Origin of the sequence: Streptomyces caelestis (assembly GCF_014205255.1) — a bacterium.
Lineage (GTDB): Bacteria > Actinomycetota > Actinomycetes > Streptomycetales > Streptomycetaceae > Streptomyces > Streptomyces caelestis.
In genome coordinates this window covers 4,182,611-4,203,001 of record NZ_JACHNE010000001.1, presented here as the reverse complement: position 1 = coordinate 4,203,001, position 20,391 = coordinate 4,182,611, and the positions used below count along the sequence as shown (strand labels likewise).

The following is a 20,391-nucleotide window of genomic DNA, read 5'->3' as shown; positions in this document are numbered from 1 at the left end:
CCCGCCGGTAGAAGTGAGAGTTCTCTCTAACTGCCCACCGACGGGTACCGGTCAAACGTACGAGGAGGCTGTCGAATCAGCGCGCCCGGCGGGCCGCGGCCGCGTCGTGCATGCGCTGTTCGGCGATCCGGTCGGCCGCGGCAGCCGGCGGAATGCCGTCTTGCTTCGCACGTGCGAATATGGCCAGCGTGGTGTCGAAGATCTTCGCCGCCTTCGCCTTGCACCGCTCGAAGTCGAAGCCGTGCAGCTCGTCGGCGACCTGGATGACGCCGCCGGCGTTGACGACGTAGTCCGGCGCGTAGAGGATCCCGCGGTCGGCGAGGTCCTTCTCCACGCCCGGGTGGGCGAGCTGGTTGTTGGCGGCGCCGCAGACCACCTCGGCGGTCAGCACCGGCACCGTGTCGTCGTTCAGGGCCCCGCCCAGCGCGCAGGGAGCGTAGATGCCCAGACCGTCGACGCGGATCAGCTCGTCGGTGTCCTTCACGGCCATGACGTCCCGGTGCCGCTCGGTGATCCGCCGTACGGCGTCCTCGCGCACGTCCGTGACGAAGACCTCGGCGCCCTCCTTCACCAGGTGCTCCACCAGGTGGTGGCCGACCTTGCCGACGCCGGCGATGCCGACCCGCTTCGCGCGCAGCGAGGGGTCGCCCCACAGGTGCTGCGCGGAGGCCCGCATGCCCTGGTAGACGCCGTAGGCGGTGAGGACGGAGGAGTCCCCGGCGCCGCCGTTCTCCGGGGAGCGGCCGGTGGTCCAGCGGCACTCGCGGGCCACGACGTCCATGTCGGCGACGTACGTGCCGACGTCACAGGCGGTGACGTACCGGCCGCCGAGGGAGGCGACGAACCGGCCGTAGGCGAGGAGCAGCTCCTCGGTCTTGATCCGCTCCGGGTCGCCGATGATCACGGCCTTGCCGCCGCCGTGGTCGAGACCGGCCATGGCGTTCTTGTAGGACATCCCACGGGCGAGGTTCAGCGCGTCGGCGACGGCCTCGGCCTCGTTCGCGTACGGGTAGAAGCGCGTGCCGCCGAGCGCGGGGCCCAGGGCGGTGGAGTGGATGGCGATGACGGCCTTGAGGCCGCTCGCGCGGTCCTGGCAGAGCACGACTTGCTCATGACCGCCCTGGTCCGAGTGGAACAGGGTGTGCAGTACATCAGCAGGTGCGCCGGTTACGTCGGTCACTGTGGTGACTCCTGAGTAAGTTGCGGCGGGTGGAGACGGGCTCCCGTACGGGTGGCGGGGGCTGTTGAGCACGAGATTAGAGCCTGCTCGGCCCGCCGGCCGCACAGCGCTCAGGATCACCTCCGACCGGAGTACACCCCGTGCGACGATTTGCATAGATTTCCCGCGCGTTTGTGAGTGGCTCCGCAGGTTTTCACGACGATGGGCGGGGGAGGGAGCAGGCGTGCCCAAGGTGTCCTCGGTGATCGTCCCCTACGCGACCTATCTGCGCGTGTACGAACCGCTGGCCGCCTTCCCGGAGCCGGAGCGCAGCCACTGGGCCCGCTACGCGCGCCGTCCGGACCGCCCCTCGTACCAGGACGAACTCCGCCGCGCGCTGGCCGACTTGGCACCCACCCCGCCGGTCATGGTGCCGGTGCACGAGAGCGAGGACGCCTTCGTGCTGGACGTGGACGGCGTCGTCTGCGTCTGCCCCTGGCGCACCCGGCTTCGCGGCTGGCAGGCGCTGGAGGAGCTCTCCGAGGAGATGCCGCCGCCGGTCCTGGACGCGGTCCTGCCGCCCTTCCTGCGCCACCAGGCGGCCCAGGACTACGAGCGCTGGCTGGTGGAGAACCCGGACGCCCGGCCGTGGATCCGTACGGCGACCTGGCAGGTGCCGATCAACTGGTTCGTGCTGGTCGCCGACGAGGAGCGCGAGTACGACAAGGGCGACAGGGAGGACAGCCCGCCGGTGCTGCGCTACCGCACGCCCATGGTCCAGGCCCGGCGGCGCGTGGCCCGGGGGCTGCGGGCCCTGAAGGAGGCCATGGACGAGGGGCCGCTGATCGAGGGCCTGGTGGACGTCGGGCGCTGGCTGGAGGAGTTCCACCCGCGCTCGCTCGTGGAGCTGGACTACGGCGGCCTGGTGCACGCCCTGCCGACCGGGGCGCTGGAGGACGACCACTCGGCCGCGGACGTGGCCGAGGGCATCGCGGCGCTGCGCCGGGGCGACGGGGCGGCCGCGGGGGAGGCGTACGCACGTCTGGTGGAGCGGTGGCGTTCCGTGCGGGATCTGCGGTCGGCGAACTGACCTCTGACCTTCGGTTCCTACGGACGGCTCGCGGCGGTAACGAACAGGCGTTTGACGTACCGCCCGTTTTGAGGTTTCGTCCTCGCACCGACATTCCCGAAGAGTGCCCTGCGTTTGCTGAAGCCTTGTCAACAGCGGACGTAGGTCCCGATCCGGGCGTACCTCTCAAGTGGGCCAAGCGTGACGGACTGCACGTACGTGGCCCTTGCGCCCCTTGCCCCCCCTCATGCCAAAATAGGACAAGGAGTCCGGGGGGCTCCTTCCGTCCCGTTGTGCTGCATTGTGGGCGGAATCTCAGCATTGCACGCTTTGGGGGGTCTGATGACTCCTGATCGCCCTGTGACTGATCGTCACAGCGGCGTGACTGTCCGCTATGGCATGGTCCATCGGCTTCCGTCGCTGATGAACACCTGGGAGGGCAATTCCATCGGTTTGGCCGACGCGGCTGGACAGATGGTGTAGTTGTAGTGCCGAGGACAAGCCGTTCGTCCTATAACCGACTCGACTCGCGTCCGCCATTTCGGGCAACGCGGGTCAAGGTGCAGAATTTAGAGGAAAGAACCGAGAAGGTTCGGTTCTCCCGAGGAGGCCGCTCATGACCGCTCGCACCCCTGATGCCGAGCCGCTGCTGACCCCGGCTGAGGTCGCCACCATGTTCCGCGTCGACCCCAAGACGGTCACGCGGTGGGCGAAGGCCGGCAAGCTCACGTCGATCCGCACGCTCGGCGGGCATCGTCGTTACCGCGAGGCCGAGGTCCGCGCTCTGCTCGCGGGCATTCCGCAGCAGCGCAGCGAGGCCTGAACAACTGAATAACCGGGCAAACCGGCTGGTCCCCCATCAGCCGAGACGTCCGGAACCACAGCTCCAAGCGACGCGGGTCCTGCCCCAACAGGCCCCACGCCCACGCCAGTCAGAGCTATCCAGGCATTAACAGGGTGCGTCGTCGGTCGCGCTGGACTCCGCCGGGTCCAGCGCGATCTTTTTTGTGCGCCGGCCGCCGGTCTGTTGAACCCAGTTGTGAGCGGCCTCGTCGGAGTGTGGGGAGGGGTGTCGGATGCCCTGTGTGCAGCACCGTCGAAGGGGTGCCATTGCACATATTAAATTGACCTGTTGTAGGCGGGGTGTAAGTACCGCACTTTCCAAAACTCATGCGGTGACACCCGTCACATACCGAGCGGCTTGTTAGCTCCGCCGCGGGTGCGGTAGAGGAACCGCCGACTCCAGCATCCCGCGTACGGACGGGTGTTGAGGCCGGCCCTCGGTCAGGCCCGCGCCGGGCTCTCGTTCTCGACGGCCCCCTGGGAGGCCTGGGCGGTGCGAGAGGCGGACTCCATCGCCAGCCGCAGCAGGTGATGGCAGATCGGACAGTGGCGCGTGAGATGCCGGTACGACGACGCGGCCGCCAGATGCGCACGGAGCAGGGCCCGCGTCTCATGCCTAGCCGATGCCGCCATACGCCACCTCCAGAAGGCCGAACGGGGAACGGCCCTGGTCTCTGGGTACCGAGGGAATGAGAGACCGTCAAGACGGCGTGAGGGACCGCGAGGGGGCGTCTCGCAGGTCACAGGCGCACAAAAGAACCTGGCCGCGGCGGAGCTCGGGCAACGAAAAGAGCCCGGATCCGAAGATCCGGGCTCATTCACTGCGGTCCTGACGGGATTTGAACCCGCGGCCTCCACCTTGACAGGGTGGCGAGCACTCCAAACTGCTCCACAGGACCAGATTTCGCGGCGCCGTTGGTGCGTTGCGCTGCGAGAAGAGACTGTACAGGAGGGTGGGCCCTTGGTCGAACTCACCCTGCGTGCGCTCGCCGTTACGGCGCTGCCGCGTCGATCGCCTTCACGATCCGCTTGTCGGACACGGGGTACGCCGTGCCCAGCGCGTGGGCGAAGTAGCTGACCCGGAGCTCCTCGATCATCCAGCGGATGTCCAGGACCGACGACGGCACCGGCCGGCCCTGCGGCATCTGCTCCAGGAGCCAGGCGTACTCGTCCTGCATCTCGTGGACCTTCTGCATCCGCGTGGTGTCCCGCTGGGCGTTCGTCGGCATCTGCGTCAGACGCCGGTCCGCGGCCACCAGGTAGCGCATGAGATCCGGCATGCGGCGCAGACCCGCCTCCGTCACGAAGCCCGGCTTCACGAGGGAGTCCAGCTGCGCCCGTACGTCCTGGAGGTTCGGCAGCAGCGCGGGGCTGCGTACGGCCTTCAGACGGCGCTCACAGGCCTGCCAGGCGGCCAGCACCTGCTGCACCTGGCCCACCGTACGGACGGTCGTGTCGACGATCTCGGCGCGCACCTTGTCGTACAGCTTCCGGTACGACTCCTCGTCCCACGCCGGCCCGCCGAAGTCCGCGATCAGCTTGTCGGCGGCCGCCATCGCGCAGTCGTCGAACAGCGCCTGGATGGAGCCGTGCGGATTCGCGGACAGCGCCAGCTTCTGCGCGTTCGTCAGCTTCTCGGAGGCGAACTTGGCCGGGTTCACCGGGATGTTGCGCAGGATCAGGCGGCGGGTGCCCTTCCACATGGCCTGCTGCTGCTCGGCCTCCGTGTCGAAGAGGCGTACGGAGACCGTGTCGCCGTCGTCGACCAGCGCCGGGTAGGCCTTCACCGGCTGGCCGGCCCGCCTGGTCTCGAAGACGCGGGTGAGGGTGCCGATCGTCCAGTCGGTGAGGCCCGTGCGCTCCAGCAACTCGCCGCCCCGGCGTTCCGCGGTGGCGGCCGCCGCCTGGGAGAGGGCCTTGCGGGCCTTCGGCCGGAGCCTGAGCTTCAGAGCCTCCAGGTCCTTGTCCTCGGCGAGCTTGCGGCGCCGCTCGTCGACGATCCGGAAGGTGATCTTCAGGTGATCGGGGACCTTGCCCCAGTCGAAGTCCTCGGCGTCGAAAGGTACTCCGACCATGAGCCGCAGCTCGCGGGCCATGGTCGTGGTGAGGGGCTCCTGGAGGGGGACCGCCTTGTCCAGGAACGCCTGCGCGTAGTTCGGCGCGGGCACGTAGTTGCGGCGGATCGGCTTGGGCAGGGACCGGATGAGCTCCGTGACGAGCTCCTCCCTGAGGCCCGGGATCTGCCAGTCGAAGCCCTCGTCCGTGACCTGGTTGAGGACCTGGAGCGGGATGTGGACGGTCACGCCGTCGGCGTCCGCGCCCGGCTCGAACTGGTACGTGACGCGGAACTTGAGGTTCCCCTGGCGCCAGGAGTCCGGATAGTCGTCCTTGGTGACCTCGCCCGCCTTCTCGTTGATGAGCATCTCGCGCTCGAAGTCGAGGAAGTCGGGCTGCTCGTGCCGCTTGTGCTTCCACCAGGAGTCGAAGTGGGCGCCGGAGACGACGTGTGCGGGGATGCGCTGGTCGTAGAAGTCGAACAGCGTCTCGTCGTCGACCAGGATGTCCCGGCGCCGGGCCCGGTGCTCCAGCTCCTCGACCTCGGTGAGGAGTCTGCGGTTGTCCGAGAAGAACTTGTGGTGCGTGCGCCAGTCGCCCTCGACGAGCGCGTTCCGGATGAACAGCTCACGGCTGACCTCCGGGTCGATCCGGCCGTAGTTGACCTTCCGCTGGGCCACGATCGGCACGCCGTAGAGCGTGACCTTCTCGTACGCCATCACCGCGGCCTGGTCCTTCTCCCAGTGCGGTTCGCTGTACGTGCGCTTGAGGAGGTGGCCGGCGAGGGGTTCGACCCACTCGGGCTCGATCTTGGCGTTGACGCGGGCCCAGAGCCGGGACGTCTCGACGAGTTCGGCGGACATCACGAAGCGCGGGGGCTTCTTGAAGAGGGCCGAGCCCGGGAAGATCGCGAACTTGGCGTTGCGGGCGCCCAGATACTCGTTCTTCGCGCCGTCCTTCACGTCCTTCATGCCGATGTGGGAGAGCAGGCCCGCGAGGAGGGAGACGTGGATGCGGTCGGCCGGGGCGTCGTCCTCGTTGAGGTGGATGCCCATCTGCTTCGCGACCGTGCGCAACTGGCTGTAGATGTCCTGCCATTCGCGGATGCGAAGGAAGTTGAGGTACTCCTGCTTGCACATCCGGCGGAAGGAGGACGAGCCGCGCTCCTTCTGCTGCTCGCGGATGTAGCGCCAGAGGTTGAGGTAGGCCAGGAAGTCGCTGGTCTCGTCCTTGAAACGGGCGTGCTGCTGGTCGGCCTGGGTCTGCTTGTCGGCGGGGCGCTCGCGCGGGTCCTGGATGGACAGCGCGGCGGCTATGACCATCACCTCGCGCACACAGCCGTTCGTGTCCGCCTCCAGGACCATCCGGGCCAGCCGCGGGTCGACGGGCAGCTGGGCGAGCTTGCGGCCGGTGTCCGTGAGCCGCTTGCGGGGGTCCTTCTGCGCCGGGTCGAGGGCGCCCAGCTCCTGGAGGAGCTGCACGCCGTCGCGGATGTTGCGGTGGTCCGGCGGGTCGATGAAGGGGAACTTCTCGATGTCGCCGAGGCCGGCCGCGGTCATCTGGAGGATGACGGAGGCGAGGTTCGTCCGGAGGATCTCCGCGTCCGTGAACTCCGGGCGGGCGTTGAAGTCCTCCTCGCTGTACAGGCGGATGCAGATGCCGTCCGAGGTACGGCCGCAGCGGCCCTTGCGCTGGTTGGCGCTGGCCTGGGAGACCGGCTCGATGGGCAGGCGCTGAACCTTGGTGCGGTGGCTGTAGCGGGAGATCCGTGCGAAGCCCGGGTCGATGACGTACTTGATGCCCGGGACGGTGAGGGAGGTCTCGGCGACGTTCGTGGCCAGAACGATCCTGCGTCCGGTGTGCGGCTGGAAGACGCGATGCTGTTCGGCGTGGGAGAGCCGGGCGTAGAGCGGCAGGATCTCCGTGAAGCGGTAGTTCTTCTTGGTGAGCGCGTCGGCCGTGTCCCGGATCTCCCGCTCGCCGGAGAGGAAGACCAGGATGTCGCCCTGGCCCTCCTTCTGGAGCTCCTCGACCGCGTCGGTGATCGCGGTGATCTGGTCGCGGTCGGCGTCCTCGCCGTCCTCCTCCAGGAGCGGCCGGTAGCGCACCTCCACGGGGTACGTACGGCCGCTGACCTCGACGATGGGGGCGTCGCCGAAGTGCCGTGAGAAGCGCTCGGGGTCGATGGTCGCCGAGGTGATGACGACCTTCAGATCCGGGCGCTTGGGCAGCAGCTGGGCGAGGTAGCCCAGCAGGAAGTCGATGTTGAGGGACCGTTCGTGGGCCTCGTCGATGATGATCGTGTCGTAGGCGCGCAGCTCGCGGTCGGTCTGGATCTCGGCGAGCAGGATGCCGTCCGTCATGAGCTTGACGAAGGTGGCGTCCGGGTCGACCTGGTCGGTGAAGCGGACCTTCCAGCCGACGGCCTCGCCCAGCGGGGTGTCCAGCTCGTCCGCCACACGCTCGGCGACGGTGCGGGCGGCGATACGGCGGGGCTGGGTGTGCCCGATCATGCCGCGGACGCCGCGACCGAGCTCCATGCAGATCTTCGGGATCTGCGTGGTCTTCCCGGACCCGGTCTCACCGGCGACGATCACGACCTGGTGGTCGCGGATGGCGTCGGCGATCTCGTCCTTCTTCTGGCTGACCGGCAGCTGCTCGGGATACGTGATCTCGGGAAGACGGCCGCGTCGCCCGGCCATCCGCTCCTCGGCCTTGCCGACCTCGGCCTCGATCTCGGCCAGCACGGCGGCCCGGGCCTCCGGCTTACGGATCTTGCGCGCGCCTTCGAGCCTGCGCCCGAGCCGGTGCGCGTCGCGCAGGGAGAGCTCGGTCAGGCGGGAGGCGAGGGCGCCGAGGGCGGGAGCGGATTGCGTAGACATACGCGATCCAGGATCTCATCCCGCGGATTTTCCTGGCGAACGCTTTTGTCAGAGCGAAACCCCCGCCGAGATCTCGACGGGGGTTTCCGTTGTGGCTGGGGCCGGGGTCGAACCGGCGACCTTCCGCTTTTCAGGCGGACGCTCGTACCAACTGAGCTACCCAGCCACGAGGTTTCACGTGAAACCTCAGCGGTCCTGACGGGATTTGAACCCGCGGCCTCCACCTTGACAGGGTGGCGAGCACTCCAAACTGCTCCACAGGACCAAGCGTGTCGTACGACAGTGTCGCACAGGGTGGTGCGTGCCCCCAACGGGATTCGAACCCGTGCTACCGCCTTGAAAGGGCGGCGTCCTAGGCCGCTAGACGATGAGGGCTATCGGCCCGCCTGGGCGCTTCTCAGCGCGTCGGGGACGTGAGAAGCATATGGGATGGCGGGAGCTATCGCCAAAACGGTTTAGGGGGAGGGCGTCGGGGACTCCTGCGGGGACTCCGTCGCGGGGGTGGTCGGGGACTGGGTCGCGCCGGGCTGGTTCTCCTCCGGGAGGTGGCGGCTGACCTCGGCTGTCGTGAGGCCGAGGCCGCCCAGTTCGATCTCGTCCCAGGCCTGGAGATGGCGGGTGTCCCGGTCGAAGTACAGGATCGACGCTTCGATGGGGTCCGGGTGCTTGCCCTCGATGGCGCGCAGGCCGCTGCCGCCCGTGGAGCCCTCGATGCGGAGTCGGGTGCCGTACTTCAGGACTTCCATCTCGTCGTGGTGCACATGGCCGGCCAGCACGAGCGGCACTTCGCCGTCGACCTCTCGGGCCGCCGCGGGCTCGTGGGCGATGGCGATGTCCACCGGGGTGCCGGCCGTGCGCTGGTCGCGCAGGGCCGTGGCCAGGCGGGCGCCGGCCAGCTCCTGGGACCGTTCGTTGCCGGGCTGCTTCGAGCGGTCCGGGGTGAACTGCGGGTCGCCGATGCCCGCGAAGCGCAGGCCCTCGATCGTCTTCGCCCGGCCGCCGTCCAGGACGTGGACGTTCTTCAGGCCCTCCATGTAGCGCTGGGTGATCATGGAGTCGTGGTTGCCGCGGACCCAGACGTAGGGGGCCCCGAGGTCCTCGATGGGGTCCAGGAAGCCGTTCTCGGCGGCTGTGCCGTGGTCCATCGTGTCGCCCGAGTCGACGATCACGTCCACCTTGTACTGCTCCACCAGCGAGGCGATGATCTTCCAGCTCGCCGGGTTCAGGTGGATGTCGGAGACGTGCAGCACCCGGATGGTGGAGGGGTCGGGCGCATAGGCCGGGAGGGTGGAGGTGGCGTCGTAGAGCTTGGTGACGTTGGTGACCAGGCGGGCCAATTCCTTCTGGTAGACGTCGAATTCGGTGACGATGCTGCGCGCGTTGCCGACCAGGGACGGAGCCGAGGTGAGCAGTCCGGAGAACTTGGGTTCCAGGACGGAGTCGGGGCGCCAGGTGGCGTACGCCGTGCCGCCCGAGGCGGCGAGGAGGGTGAGGGCGAGGCCGCCGGCGGCTAGGGCACGGCGGGGGCGGCGGTAGACCGCGAGGCCGAGCGCGGTGGCGCCGCCGACGACGGCGACGCTCGAGCGGACGGCCAGGTCGAGGGTGCCGCGTCCGACGTCCTCGGTGACCTCGTCCTGGAGGCCGGAGAGCCGCTCGGGATGGTCGACCAGGGCCTGGGAGCGCTCCGGGTCGAGCTGGTCGACGTTCACGTCCAGGCGGACGGGAGCGACGTGGCTGTCCAGCTGGAGCGCGCCCAGGGGCGAAATGTTGATCTTGGTGCCGCCGGTGAAGGAGGGCCGCAGAGTCATGGTGGTGTTCATGGGGCCGACCGGGACCCGGACGTTGCCCACGACCAGCAGGCCCAGCCAGGCGCCGAGGAGGACGACGGCCACGAGTCCCACCGCCCGGGACCACGGGTGCGGCTGGGGTACGAGTGCGATCGTGGCCGGGGCCTGGCGGGAGCGATAGCGCCGGGCGAGCGCGCTCGGGGCCTTGCGGATCGGGTTCAGGACACTCCGGACTACAGCGGGGACGCGGACCATTGGTCCCGTATGCCCAAGTCCGGGGCCGGATATGCGACGCCGGAAGGCTCTCGTACGGCTGTGTCGTGGCCGACAATGGGCCTGTGCTGGAGATGACGCGTGAGGAGTTCGAGGAGCTGGTCGCCGAGGCGCTCGACCGGATCCCGCCGGAGTTGACGCGACTGATGGACAACGTCGCGGTGTTCGTCGAGGACGAACCGCCGTCGGACGATCCCGAGCTGCTCGGGCTGTACGAGGGCACTCCGCTGACCGACCGGGGCGAGTGGTACGCCGGTGTGCTGCCGGACCGCATCACCATCTACCGGAACCCGACGCTGCGGATGTGCGAGTCGCGGGAGGACGTCGTCGCCGAGACGGAGATCACAGTGGTGCACGAGATCGCGCACCACTTCGGCATCGACGACGCGCGCCTTCACGCCCTGGGTTACGGCTGACCGTGATGTGAATACGGGGCGCGTGTCCTCTTGCGGGCGGCGGGAGTTGGAGGTGTTGACTCCCTCACCCTTCTCGGAGGTGGCCCCGTGCGCCCCTTGTACGTACCCGTCCGTCTGGCCGCCACGGTCGTGGCCGTCGCCGCTGCCGCCGGCTGCATGAGCGTCGGCGACGACGGCGCGGGCGGGAGCGTCAAGCCGTCGCACTCCGCCGGACAGCGGGGTGGCGAGGCGCCCGACGGCGGCTCGGCGGTGTCGGGCGGCGGCGGGCTCGGTGCGACGGCGGCCGACGGCGAGCGCGGGCGCGGCAAGGGCAAGAAGGGCGAGAAGGGCAAGCGCCGTGGTGCGGGGGAGTCGGCGACTCCCGGGGCGTCGCCGTCCGCCGTGGTGAGCGCGCCCGCGCCGGGGCGCGACAAGCCGGGGAAGCCGGCCAAGCCGATGCCGAAGCCGCCGGTTCCGCCGACGTCCACCCGGTCGGCCGAACCCGAGCCCACACCGACGCCGACCGAGGTGACGACCTCGCCGGAGCCCACGGAGAAGCCGGAGCCGTCGTCGTCGGCGCACGAGCCGCCGGGTCCGCAGCTGGCCCAGCGGGAACCGGCGCCGGAGGCGGGGTCGCCGGCGTAGGGACGGGAGTGCGCCGGTGCGGCGGGAACATTTCCGGCCGGAGGTTGGTTGGGAGCGGTCGGGAGGCTTTCCGGCCGTCGGAGAGCAGCCCGCTGTCTCCTGCGCAGTCCGGTTTGCCTTGCGGGGCCCGGAGTGCGTATGGTGGCAGATCGTTTGATCCCATCTTGCCCGGCGCCACCGCAGAGCGCGCCGTGTGGCGCGTACTCTCTCCCTTGCCGTGGTGGACCGCATTGAGGCGGTCGTATTGCGAATCGCGAATCACGGAGTTGACGGGCGCGTGCCGACGAGACTCCGGAAGGTTTCGCATTCGCATGTCCATCACCAGTACTGATCACGTCGTCGTGCCCGAGAACGAGGCAGCCGACGTCGCCCCCGAGGCCACTTTCGCCGACCTCGGTCTCCCCGAGGGCGTCGTCCGCAAGCTCGCGCAGAACGGCGTGACCACCCCCTTCCCGATCCAGGCCGCGACCATCCCGGACGCCCTGCTCGGCAAGGACATCCTCGGCCGTGGCCGCACCGGCTCCGGCAAGACCCTCTCCTTCGGTCTGCCGACCCTGGCCACGCTCGCCGGCGGCCGGACCGAGAAGCACAAGCCGCGGGCCGTCATCCTCACGCCGACGCGTGAACTCGCCATGCAGGTCGCCGACGCGCTCCAGCCCTACGGCGACGTCCTCGGCCTCAAGATGAAGGTCGTCTGCGGCGGTACGTCCATGGGCAACCAGATCTACGCCCTGGAGAAGGGCGTCGACGTCCTGGTCGCCACCCCGGGCCGGCTGCGCGACATCATCAACCGCGGCGCCTGCTCGCTGGAGAACGTGCAGATCGCCGTCCTCGACGAGGCCGACCAGATGTCCGACCTGGGCTTCCTGCCCGAGGTGACGGAGCTGCTGGACCAGATCCCCGCGGGCGGTCAGCGGATGCTGTTCTCCGCGACCATGGAGAACGAGATCAAGACCCTCGTCGACCGGTACCTGAAGGACCCGGTCCACCACGAGGTGGACGCCGCCCAGGGCGCGGTGACGACCATGTCGCACCACATCCTCATCGTGAAGCCCAAGGACAAGGCGCCGGTCACCGCGGCCATCGCCTCCCGCAAGGGCCGCACGATCATCTTCGTCCGTACCCAGCTGGGCGCCGACCGCGTCGCCGAGCAGCTGCGCGACTCCGGTGTGAAGGCCGACGCGCTGCACGGCGGCATGACGCAGGGCGCGCGGACGCGGACCCTGGCCGACTTCAAGGACGGGTACGTCAACGTGCTCGTCGCGACCGACGTCGCGGCGCGCGGTATCCATGTCGACGGCATCGACCTGGTGCTGAACGTGGACCCGGCAGGCGACCACAAGGACTACCTGCACCGCGCGGGCCGTACGGCGCGAGCCGGCCGGACGGGCACGGTCGTGTCCCTGTCCCTGCCGCACCAGCGGCGCCAGATCTTCCGGCTGATGGAGGACGCGGGCGTCGACGCCACGCGCCACATCATCCAGGGCGGCGCGGCCTTCGACCCGGAGGTCGCCGAGATCACCGGTGCCCGGTCGATGACCGAGGTCCAGGCCGAGTCCGTGGGCAACGCCGCGCAGCAGGCCGAGCGCGAGGTCGCCCAGCTCACCAAGGAGCTGGAGCGGGCGCAGCGGCGTGCGAACGAGCTGCGTGAGGAGTCCGACCGGCTGCTCGCGCGGGTCGCCCGGGAGTGCGGTGAGGAGCCGCAGGCGGCGGTGTCCGAGGCCTCTGCGGAGGCTCCGGCCGGCGTCGAGATCTCGGTGCCTGAGCAGCGGACCGCGCAGGACGTCGAGCGCGAGGAGCGCACCGAGGCTCCCGCGCCGTACGAGCGGCGGGAGCGGCGCGAGGAGCGCGGCGGATCCGGCCGTGACCGGTACGCCGACCGGGACCGGTCCTTCGACCGGGACCGCGGTGGCCGTTCCTTCGAGCGTCGTGACGACCGTGGCGGGCGTTCGTCCGAGCGTCGTGACGACCGCGGTGGCCGGTCCTTCGAGCGTCGTGACGACCGCGGTGGCCGGTCCTTCGAGCGTCGTGACGACCGCGGTGGGTTCAACCGGGACCGTGACCGGGATCGTGACCGTGGTGGCCGTTCGTTCGACCGCGACCGTGACCGTGGCGGCTTCCGCCGGGACGACCGGGCCGACCAGGGTGACCGCGGCGGGCGTTCGTTCGAGCGTCGTGACGACCGCGGCGGGCGTCCCTTCGAGCGTCGTGACGACCGCGGTGGCCGGTCCTTCGAGCGTCGCGACGACCGCGGAGGGCGTCCCTTCGAGCGTCGTGACGACAGTGGTGGCCGTTCCTTCGAGCGTCGTGACGACCGTGGCGGGTTCAACCGCGACCGTGACCGCGGCGGCTTCCGCCGGGACGAGCGCGGTGGGCACCGCGGCAGCGACCGTCCCTTCAACCGCGACCGCCGGGACGACCGTCCGGGCTACCGTGCCGGCGGCCACGAGCGTCCCTACGGCCGTCGTGACGACCACCGTGGCGGCGGTTCCGTCGGCCGCCGCGAGGACAAGCCGCGCTGGAAGCGCAACAGCTGACACAGACGCGTGACGAGCGCCGTGGCCCCCTCCTGCGGGCGGGCCGCGGCGCTCCGCCGTTCCGTCCGTACGGGTGGAACTACGGCCGCCACAGGGCCGGTTCCGCCCTCCGGCACGGCCGAGAACCGATACCCGATCGGAGACTCGGCTTCGTCCGGCTATGCTCGTGGGGGCAACATCGCCTGGGCCCTTAGCTCAATTGGCAGAGCAGTGGACTTTTAATCCATTGGTTGTGGGTTCGAGTCCCACAGGGCCTACCTGGAGGACCCCAGCTCGGACATCGTCTGAGCTGGGGTCCTGTCGTCTCACGTCGACCGCGGCGTGGCGGCTTCCTCGCGGTCGGGCGGCGCGGGGTGGTGCCGACCTCGCGGGCGGGCTCCCGCACGACACCGTGGGTGGCCCGGCTGCCGGGGTGCGGCAGACCGGGACTCACAATAACTGTGCCGGCGAGCTGAGATTTCAACGGAACGCGCAGACAGATTCTCTGCCGTAATAACTGGGGTGGGATTCTTCACCGCACACAGGCCGCTGCGGCGTGCTACTGTCGATCTCAGTTGCAGTTGTGGTTCCCGAAACTTCAAGTGCTCTCCGTCGGCCTCCGGGCCGCTGGGGGCACTTTTGTATTTCCGGTCGTTTTTCCGGGCGGGGTGATCATCGCGGCGACATGGGGTCCGCGCTGTGCGGATCCCTATGCACTGCCCCAAAGGAGATATGACATGGCTACTGGTACCGTGAAGTGGTTCAACGCGGAAAAGGGCTTCGGCTTCATCGAGCAGGACGGTGGCGGCGCTGACGTGTTCGCCCACTACTCGAACATCGCCGCCCAGGGCTTCCGCGAGCTGCTCGAGGGCCAGAAGGTGACCTTCGACATCGCGCAGGGCCAGAAGGGCCCGACGGCCGAGAACATCGTTGCCGCCTGACACTGACGCGCATTTTGCAGCTGGGGCCCGCATCCCTCGGGGTGCGGACCCCAGCTGCTCGCATTTCCCAGGCGCCCCTGTTGCGCCGACATTTCAACGCCTGCGCCCGCGCATATTTTCCGCCGGCCGGCTTCGCTTTCACGTTCTATCGGCCCATTCTTGCAATTCTCCGTGCCGCTCATCGCTGTGGGAATTCCTTGATATGTGCCGCATCGAGGAAGGTTCCGCATGAACCGCACACGCACGAACGACCGCTTCCCCCGCACCCGTAACGGCAGTGCCGACTCCGGAAAGGGTGGCAGCCGATTCGGCTCGTCGGCCCCGCGCCGGTCCGGCGGGCCGAGCCGCTCCGGTGGTTACGGCCGCCGACCCGCCGCGATCCAGGGGGAGTTCGCCCTCCCCAAGACGATCACCCCCGCGCTTCCCGCCGTGGAGGCCTTCGCCGATCTCGACATGCCCGCGGAGCTGCTGGCCGCGCTCGGCTCGCAAGGTGTGAGCGAACCGTTCCCGATCCAGGCCGCGACCCTGCCGAACTCCCTTGTGGGCCGGGACGTCCTGGGCCGTGGCCGCACCGGGTCGGGCAAGACTCTCGCCTTCGGGCTGGCGCTGCTGGCCCGTACGGCGGGGCAGCGCGCCGAGGCCAGGCAGCCGCTGGGGCTGATCCTCGTACCGACGCGTGAGCTGGCGCAGCAGGTCACCGACGCGCTCACCCCGTACGCCCGTTCCCTGAAGCTGCGGCTGGCCACGGTGGTGGGCGGGATGTCGATCGGCAGGCAGGCGAGCGCGCTGCGCGGCGGTGCGGAGATCGTCGTCGCCACACCGGGACGCCTCAAGGACCTCATCGACCGCGGCGACTGCCGGCTGAACCAGGTCTCCATCACCGTCCTCGACGAGGCCGACCAGATGGCCGACATGGGCTTCATGCCGCAGGTCACCGCCCTGCTCGACCAGGTCCGCCCCGAGGGCCAGCGCATGCTGTTCTCCGCCACCCTCGACCGCAACGTCGACCTGCTCGTGCGCCGCTATCTGACGGACCCGGTGGTTCACTCCGTCGACCCCTCGGCCGGCGCGGTCACGACGATGGAGCACCACGTGCTGCACGTCCACGGAGCCGACAAGCACACTGCCACCACCGAGATCGCCGCACGCGACGGCCGGGTGATCATGTTCCTCGACACCAAGCACGCCGTCGACCGCCTCACCGAGCATCTCCTGAACAGCGGGGTACGGGCCGCCGCCCTGCACGGCGGGAAGTCGCAGCCGCAGCGCACCCGCACGCTGGCGCAGTTCAAGACCGGGCACGTCAACGTGCTGGTGGCGACCAATGTCGCGGCGCGCGGCATCCACGTCGACAACCTGGACCTCGTCGTCAACGTCGACCCGCCGACCGACCACAAGGACTACCTCCACCGCGGCGGCAGGACCGCCCGCGCGGGCGAGTCCGGCAGTGTCGTCACCCTGGTCACCCCGAACCAGCGCCGCGACATGACCCGCCTCATGGCAGCGGCCGGCATCGTCCCGCAGACCACCCAGGTCCGCGCCGGCGAAGAGGCTCTGCAGCGCATCACCGGTGCCCAGGCCCCCTCCGGCATCCCGGTCGTCATCAAGGCACCGGTGGTCGAACGACCCAAGAAGCGCAGCGCCACGTCACGCGGGCGGCGCAGCCCCGCTTCGGCGGCCCGTCGCGCTTCCGGACGGCAGAACACGGTCGGCGCGGTGGCTTAGAGCGCCGGACCCTTCGCCGCGCCGCTGACCGCGGGGCCGAAGTCGAACACAGCAGTGAGGGCCCTACCGGCGCGCGCCGGTAGGGCCCTCACTGCGTGCCGTGCCGCTCCGGGCACGGCGGTGGGTCAGTGGTCGGAGTAGCTGAAGTCGCCCACGGTCCAGGCACTGACGTCCTCGATCGCGACGCGGTACATCCCGCCCGTCTCCGGGATTCCCACCGTGCCCTGCAGGATCCGGGCCACATGGAAGTGCAGGTGCGTGGGCGGCCCGTCCTTCTTCGCGGGGGTGTCGAACACGGCGGAGAACTCGACCAAGTGGGAGGAGTCCTTCAGCACTTCCGACACCCTTCGCCTCCACACGGCTTCGGGAGCCAGGCGACCGGTGATGACAGCGCCACCGGTGACCACGGTCAGGGACATCTGAGTGCTCTGCCCGGACTCCACACGGGCGGCGATGTCAACGATCAGCTCGTCAGGCTTCGGCATGAGATCGGATTCTATGCCCCGGCCGGTCCGGGCGGCTTGGGCCGTCCGATCCTGACTGAGGAGCGCAGGGGATACCTCATCGCCGAGCCCACCAAAATCTCCACTCGCCGGAGTAGACATTCGGTGATCGCGTAATTATGGTTTCTCTCGTAGCCGAGATCGAGCAAGGCCCGGCAGACACGAACTGCCGGGCCGCAGTACCCGCGTGACGGTCCGGTGGTGGAGTGTCGAAGCCAGGTTGTTCCACGAGGCGACGGGACTGACGACCGGACCGGGTGGCCCGCAGTGCTGAGGGGCCGCCGTCCCCGTTCGGCAAGTGATCGGTTCAGAGGGAAGAACGGAGGAGTCGAGCGCACGCATCCGCGATTCCCGCACGCCCGTCGGAGTAATCGGGCGGCTGTGCGGAAGCAGAAGGCCGGCGCAGCACTAGGGCCGGCAGATGGTGTTGCAGTTCCTTCGGGGCCTTGGTGCCGCACGGCACCAAGGCCCCTCCATGCGCTCTAGCCCGTCGCCAGCATCCCCGACCGCAGGCGGGCCACCGTCCGGGAGATCAGCCGGGAGACATGCATCTGGGAGATGCCGAGCTGCTTGCCGATCTCCGCCTGGGTGCGTTCCTCGACGAAGCGGAGGTGGAGGATGAGGCGCTGGCGCTCGTCGAGTTCGGCGACCAGGGGGGCCAGCGCGTGGAAGTCCTCGACGAGTTCGAGCGCCGGGTCCTCCTCGCCGATGAACTCGGAGAGCGTGGTGTCGGTTTCCTCCGAGTCGCCGCTGATCGCGGCGTCCAGGGACGAGGAAACGTAGCCGTTCGCCGCGACCTGGGCCTCGACGACCTCCTCCTCCGAGAGGTTCATCAGCGCCGCCAGCTCCGCGACCTTCGGTGCGCGGCCGAGGCGGGAGGACAGTTCCTCGGTGGCCTTGGCGAGTTCCGTACGGGCCTCCTGAAGGCGGCGCGGGACGTGCACGGCCCAGGACGTGTCGCGGAAGAACCGCTTGATCTCGCCGATGATGTAGGGCACCGCGAAGCTGGTGAACTGGATCTCGCGGGAGACCTCGAACCGGTCGATGGCCTTGATCAGCCCGATCACACCGACCTGGACGACGTCCTCCATCGCCTGGCCGCTCGCGCGGAACCGGCGGGCCGCGAACCGCACCAGCGACATGTTCATCTCGATGAGCGTGTTGCGCGCGTACTGGTATTCGGGCGTGCCCTCCTCCAGCACGGCGAGCCGGCCGAGGAACTGTCCGGTCAGCTCGCGCGCGTCCTGCGGGGCGAGCTTGTGCGGTTCGGCGATCTGCGGCAGCTCCTCACCGGTGTCGGTGCCGGAATCCGTCGTCGTACCGATGCGCGTTGTCGCCGTCACGGGCCCTCCCTCGTAGCTCCGGCCCGCTCCCATCCCCCGACAGGCCACCTCCAGGCCGCTACCCGCAGTCACCCGGCTCATGCCCCGCGTTCTCCCCGTCGAGATGTTGACCACAGTCGGCGCAGGCCGGGGCGGTGACGGGGTACCCGCACGGATGGCTCAGGGTGCGGGGAGGAGGGTTGGGCGTGCGGCGTGCAGGAATGGGCAAAGGGACTCGTGGAGCAGACAGTTGTCGTTTGACAATTATAGTCGTGAGACAACAATCTAGCCGTGCCGCGCGGGTGCGGGGGAGGATCCGGAATGTTTGTCCCGGTGCCTCGACGGGCGGTTCAGGCAGTCCGGTCACCGGACGCGCGCGAGTCGTCGGAGTCGTCGTGCATCTGGGCCGCGGCCGCCTCGCAGAAAGCCTCCAGCCCCTGCAGCAGCGCGACCCGCTTGGCGGCGGGCATCTGGTCGAGCACCGCGCGCAGCGTCTGTTCCCGGCGCACGCGCAGGTCCGCCAGGAAGGCGCGGCCCCGGCCGCTGAGGTGCAGCCGTACCTCGCGCCGGTCCGCAGCGCTCACCACGCGCTCGACGAACCCGGCCGCCTGGAGCCGGTCGCACAGCCGGCTGGTCGAGGGCGGGGTGGAGGCGAGGGAGTCGGCGAGGGTGCGCAGGTTGATGCCCTCGTGGTGCTCCAGGATGAGCAGTACACGCAACTGGGAGGCCGAGGCGGGTGCCGTGGAGGCCCGGCCCCAGAGGACTTCCAGCAACTCCGCGGCCGTGGAGGTCACACGGGCGACCTCTGCTGGCTCAGGGCGGGGTCGGAGGGAAGTCACAGTCACACTCTCGCAGGCACCGGGATGGCCGTCAGCGTACTAGGCGTGCCGCGAGCCAGGGCCGACACCGGCACCGGGGCCGGCAGGCCCCGGGGCCGAGGGCCGTTCCCGAGAACCCCGTAGGTGTCCGACCGAGCATTCAAGGATTGGGCTTCGACCATCGTGACGACGATCGTGAACAGACTCGTGACCGCCGAGCGCGCCCTGCGCTCGGCGGCGCCCCATCAACTGCTGGACGCGGTCCGTCGCGTACTGACCGATCAGTACGCGGCGGACTCCGTCGAGCTGTACCTGGCCGACTACGGACTGACGGTGCTTCAGCCGGTGTCCGAGCCGCCGCACACCCTTCAGCCGGTGTCCGTGCACAACAGCCCGGCGGGCCGGGCCTTCGGCGCGCAGGAGCCGTACGTGGAGACCCTTTCGGGTGACCTCGTCCGGGCGCATCTGCCGGTCACCGTGCGCGGCGACCGCCTCGGCGTGCTGACGGTGACCCTGCCCGGCGGCGGGCACGCCGACGGCTGCCTCGGCGAACTGGCCGAGATCGCCGAGGTGCTCGGGCACGAGGTCGTGGTGGCCGAGCGGGACACCGACGTGTACCTCCAGGCCCGCCGCAGGGACCGGCTCACCCTGGCCGCCGAGATGCAGTGGCAGTTGCTGCCGGGCCGCTCCTGCGCCCGCCCCGAGTACGAGCTGGGCGCACAGCTGGAACCGGCGTACGCGATCTTCGGTGACAACTTCGACTGGTCCGCCACGGCCGACCGGCTCAGTCTCTACGTCACCAACGGCATGGGCGAGGGCATAGAGGCCTCCCTGCTGACGAACCTGGCGATCAACGCCCTGCGCAACGCACGCCGGGCCGGTCTCCCCATCGCCGACCAGGCGGCACTGGCCGACCAGGCGGTGTACGCCCACTACCGGGGCCGCTGCTACCTGTCCGTGCTCATGCTGGACATCGAGCTGGCCACCGGGCGGGTCCGGGCGGTGGACGCGGGTTCCCCGCATCTGCTGCGGTTGCGCCGGGGTGCGGTGGAGCGGGTGCCCTTCGACGCACAGCTGCCGCTCGGCATGTTCGAGGAGACGGACTACGTGGCCCAGGAGTTCGGGGTCGAGCCCGGTGACCGGCTGGTCTTCGTCAGCGACGGGGTGTACGGCGCCGCCTCCCCGGGCGGAGAGACGTACGGGGACTCCGCCCTGGTCCGGGCGATCCAGTCGACCCGGCTGCTCCGGGCCGCCGAGGTGCCCCGGGCCGTCCTGCGCGAACTGTCCGGCCACCGCGGCCGACCCGTCCCGGACGACGACGCCCTGGTGGTGTGCCTGGACTGGCGTGGGAGGTAGGGGCCGGGGGAAGACGCAGGCGGAGAGGCGTGGATGAGCGGCTGCTTGGCCAGGCCGTACGCCGGCCCTAATGTTTGTCATACGGCAAGTAATGGCTGAGGT

15 protein-coding genes and 5 tRNA genes are annotated in these 20,391 nt (G+C 69.5%); 9 read left to right on the top strand and 11 right to left on the bottom strand.

The window, feature by feature from the left end:
• Positions 1 to 76 precede the first annotated feature (76 nt).
• On the bottom strand, positions 77 to 1,180 hold the full coding sequence (locus HDA41_RS19040; RefSeq protein WP_184985499.1) for a Leu/Phe/Val dehydrogenase: 1,104 nt from the start codon (positions 1,178 to 1,180) through the stop codon (positions 77 to 79).
• A gap of 223 nt (positions 1,181 to 1,403) precedes the next feature.
• Between HDA41_RS19040 and HDA41_RS19035 the strand changes: the two genes are divergently transcribed.
• Entirely contained in the window at positions 1,404 to 2,249 is an 846-nt protein-coding gene (locus HDA41_RS19035; protein ID WP_184985496.1) for a DUF8083 family protein, read from the top strand.
• A 595-nt stretch (positions 2,250 to 2,844) separates the two neighbouring features.
• Positions 2,845 to 3,051, top strand: coding sequence for a developmental transcriptional regulator BldC (gene bldC / locus HDA41_RS19030; protein WP_003949541.1), 207 nt, complete (start codon positions 2,845 to 2,847; stop codon positions 3,049 to 3,051).
• A 461-nt stretch (positions 3,052 to 3,512) separates the two neighbouring features.
• Here bldC and HDA41_RS19025 read toward each other — a convergent pair whose 3' ends face one another.
• The 7 genes from HDA41_RS19025 to HDA41_RS18995 all read right to left on the bottom strand — a co-directional run bounded on the left by HDA41_RS19025 (position 3,513) and on the right by HDA41_RS18995 (position 10,050).
• Complete coding sequence (locus HDA41_RS19025) at positions 3,513 to 3,704, bottom strand: DUF6274 family protein (RefSeq protein WP_184985494.1); 192 nt, start codon at positions 3,702 to 3,704, stop codon at positions 3,513 to 3,515.
• Between the two features lie 191 nt (positions 3,705 to 3,895).
• Positions 3,896 to 3,970, bottom strand: a tRNA-Asp gene (locus tag HDA41_RS19020).
• 93 nt (positions 3,971 to 4,063) lie between these two features.
• Positions 4,064 to 8,008, bottom strand: coding sequence for an ATP-dependent RNA helicase HrpA (gene hrpA, locus HDA41_RS19015; protein ID WP_184985492.1), 3,945 nt, complete (start codon positions 8,006 to 8,008; stop codon positions 4,064 to 4,066).
• A 92-nt stretch (positions 8,009 to 8,100) separates the two neighbouring features.
• A tRNA-Phe gene (locus HDA41_RS19010) sits at positions 8,101 to 8,174 on the bottom strand.
• A 24-nt stretch (positions 8,175 to 8,198) separates the two neighbouring features.
• Positions 8,199 to 8,273 (bottom strand) — tRNA-Asp (locus HDA41_RS19005).
• Between the two features lie 37 nt (positions 8,274 to 8,310).
• Positions 8,311 to 8,383: transfer RNA gene (locus tag HDA41_RS19000), tRNA-Glu, on the bottom strand.
• Positions 8,384 to 8,463: 80 nt separating this feature from the next.
• Entirely contained in the window at positions 8,464 to 10,050 is a 1,587-nt protein-coding gene (locus HDA41_RS18995) for a metallophosphoesterase family protein (protein ID WP_184985490.1), read from the bottom strand.
• Between the two features lie 83 nt (positions 10,051 to 10,133).
• Between HDA41_RS18995 and HDA41_RS18990 the strand changes: the two genes are divergently transcribed.
• From HDA41_RS18990 to HDA41_RS18965, 6 genes are all read left to right on the top strand, one after another.
• Complete coding sequence (locus HDA41_RS18990) at positions 10,134 to 10,484, top strand: metallopeptidase family protein (RefSeq protein ID WP_010044994.1); 351 nt, start codon at positions 10,134 to 10,136, stop codon at positions 10,482 to 10,484.
• Between the two features lie 87 nt (positions 10,485 to 10,571).
• Positions 10,572 to 11,108 (top strand): hypothetical protein, encoded by a 537-nt coding sequence (locus HDA41_RS18985; RefSeq protein ID WP_184985488.1) that lies wholly within the window; start codon positions 10,572 to 10,574, stop codon positions 11,106 to 11,108.
• A gap of 311 nt (positions 11,109 to 11,419) precedes the next feature.
• Complete coding sequence (locus HDA41_RS18980) at positions 11,420 to 13,645, top strand: DEAD/DEAH box helicase (RefSeq protein WP_184985485.1); 2,226 nt, start codon at positions 11,420 to 11,422, stop codon at positions 13,643 to 13,645.
• 184 nt (positions 13,646 to 13,829) lie between these two features.
• Positions 13,830 to 13,902 (top strand) — tRNA-Lys (locus tag HDA41_RS18975).
• A gap of 459 nt (positions 13,903 to 14,361) precedes the next feature.
• On the top strand, positions 14,362 to 14,565 hold the full coding sequence (locus HDA41_RS18970; protein WP_184985483.1) for a cold-shock protein: 204 nt from the start codon (positions 14,362 to 14,364) through the stop codon (positions 14,563 to 14,565).
• A 228-nt stretch (positions 14,566 to 14,793) separates the two neighbouring features.
• Positions 14,794 to 16,290 carry a DEAD/DEAH box helicase gene (locus HDA41_RS18965; protein WP_184985481.1) on the top strand — a complete coding sequence of 499 codons (1,497 nt, stop codon included), beginning with the start codon at positions 14,794 to 14,796 and terminating at the stop codon, positions 16,288 to 16,290.
• 125 nt (positions 16,291 to 16,415) lie between these two features.
• Here the strand turns inward: HDA41_RS18965 and HDA41_RS18960 are convergent, their stop codons facing one another.
• From HDA41_RS18960 to HDA41_RS18950, 3 genes are all read right to left on the bottom strand, one after another.
• Positions 16,416 to 16,775 carry a hypothetical protein gene (locus HDA41_RS18960; protein ID WP_184985479.1) on the bottom strand — a complete coding sequence of 120 codons (360 nt, stop codon included), beginning with the start codon at positions 16,773 to 16,775 and terminating at the stop codon, positions 16,416 to 16,418.
• A gap of 500 nt (positions 16,776 to 17,275) precedes the next feature.
• Positions 17,276 to 18,136, bottom strand: a complete 861-nt coding sequence (locus HDA41_RS18955) for an RNA polymerase sigma factor SigF (RefSeq protein WP_184985477.1) — start codon at positions 18,134 to 18,136, stop codon at positions 17,276 to 17,278.
• Between the two features lie 329 nt (positions 18,137 to 18,465).
• On the bottom strand, positions 18,466 to 18,960 hold the full coding sequence (locus tag HDA41_RS18950) for a MarR family transcriptional regulator (RefSeq protein WP_184985475.1): 495 nt from the start codon (positions 18,958 to 18,960) through the stop codon (positions 18,466 to 18,468).
• A gap of 168 nt (positions 18,961 to 19,128) precedes the next feature.
• On the opposite strand from HDA41_RS18950, the gene HDA41_RS18945 reads away from it, so the two are divergent.
• Positions 19,129 to 20,289: a PP2C family protein-serine/threonine phosphatase gene (locus tag HDA41_RS18945; RefSeq protein ID WP_230299733.1), complete on the top strand. Its 1,161-nt coding sequence runs from the start codon at positions 19,129 to 19,131 to the stop codon at positions 20,287 to 20,289.
• Positions 20,290 to 20,391: the final 102 nt, after the last annotated feature.

Coding starts and splice junctions, on each gene's coding strand:
- bldC (WP_003949541.1), top strand. CDS start 2,845: ATGACCGCTCGCACCCCTGATGCCGAGCCGCTGCTGACCCCGGCTGAG.
- HDA41_RS18995 (WP_184985490.1), bottom strand. CDS start 10,050: ATGGTCCGCGTCCCCGCTGTAGTCCGGAGTGTCCTGAACCCGATCCGC.
- HDA41_RS18980 (WP_184985485.1), top strand. CDS start 11,420: ATGTCCATCACCAGTACTGATCACGTCGTCGTGCCCGAGAACGAGGCA.
- hrpA (WP_184985492.1), bottom strand. CDS start 8,008: ATGTCTACGCAATCCGCTCCCGCCCTCGGCGCCCTCGCCTCCCGCCTG.
- HDA41_RS19025 (WP_184985494.1), bottom strand. CDS start 3,704: ATGGCGGCATCGGCTAGGCATGAGACGCGGGCCCTGCTCCGTGCGCAT.
- HDA41_RS18965 (WP_184985481.1), top strand. CDS start 14,794: ATGAACCGCACACGCACGAACGACCGCTTCCCCCGCACCCGTAACGGC.
- HDA41_RS18970 (WP_184985483.1), top strand. CDS start 14,362: ATGGCTACTGGTACCGTGAAGTGGTTCAACGCGGAAAAGGGCTTCGGC.
- HDA41_RS18960 (WP_184985479.1), bottom strand. CDS start 16,775: ATGCCGAAGCCTGACGAGCTGATCGTTGACATCGCCGCCCGTGTGGAG.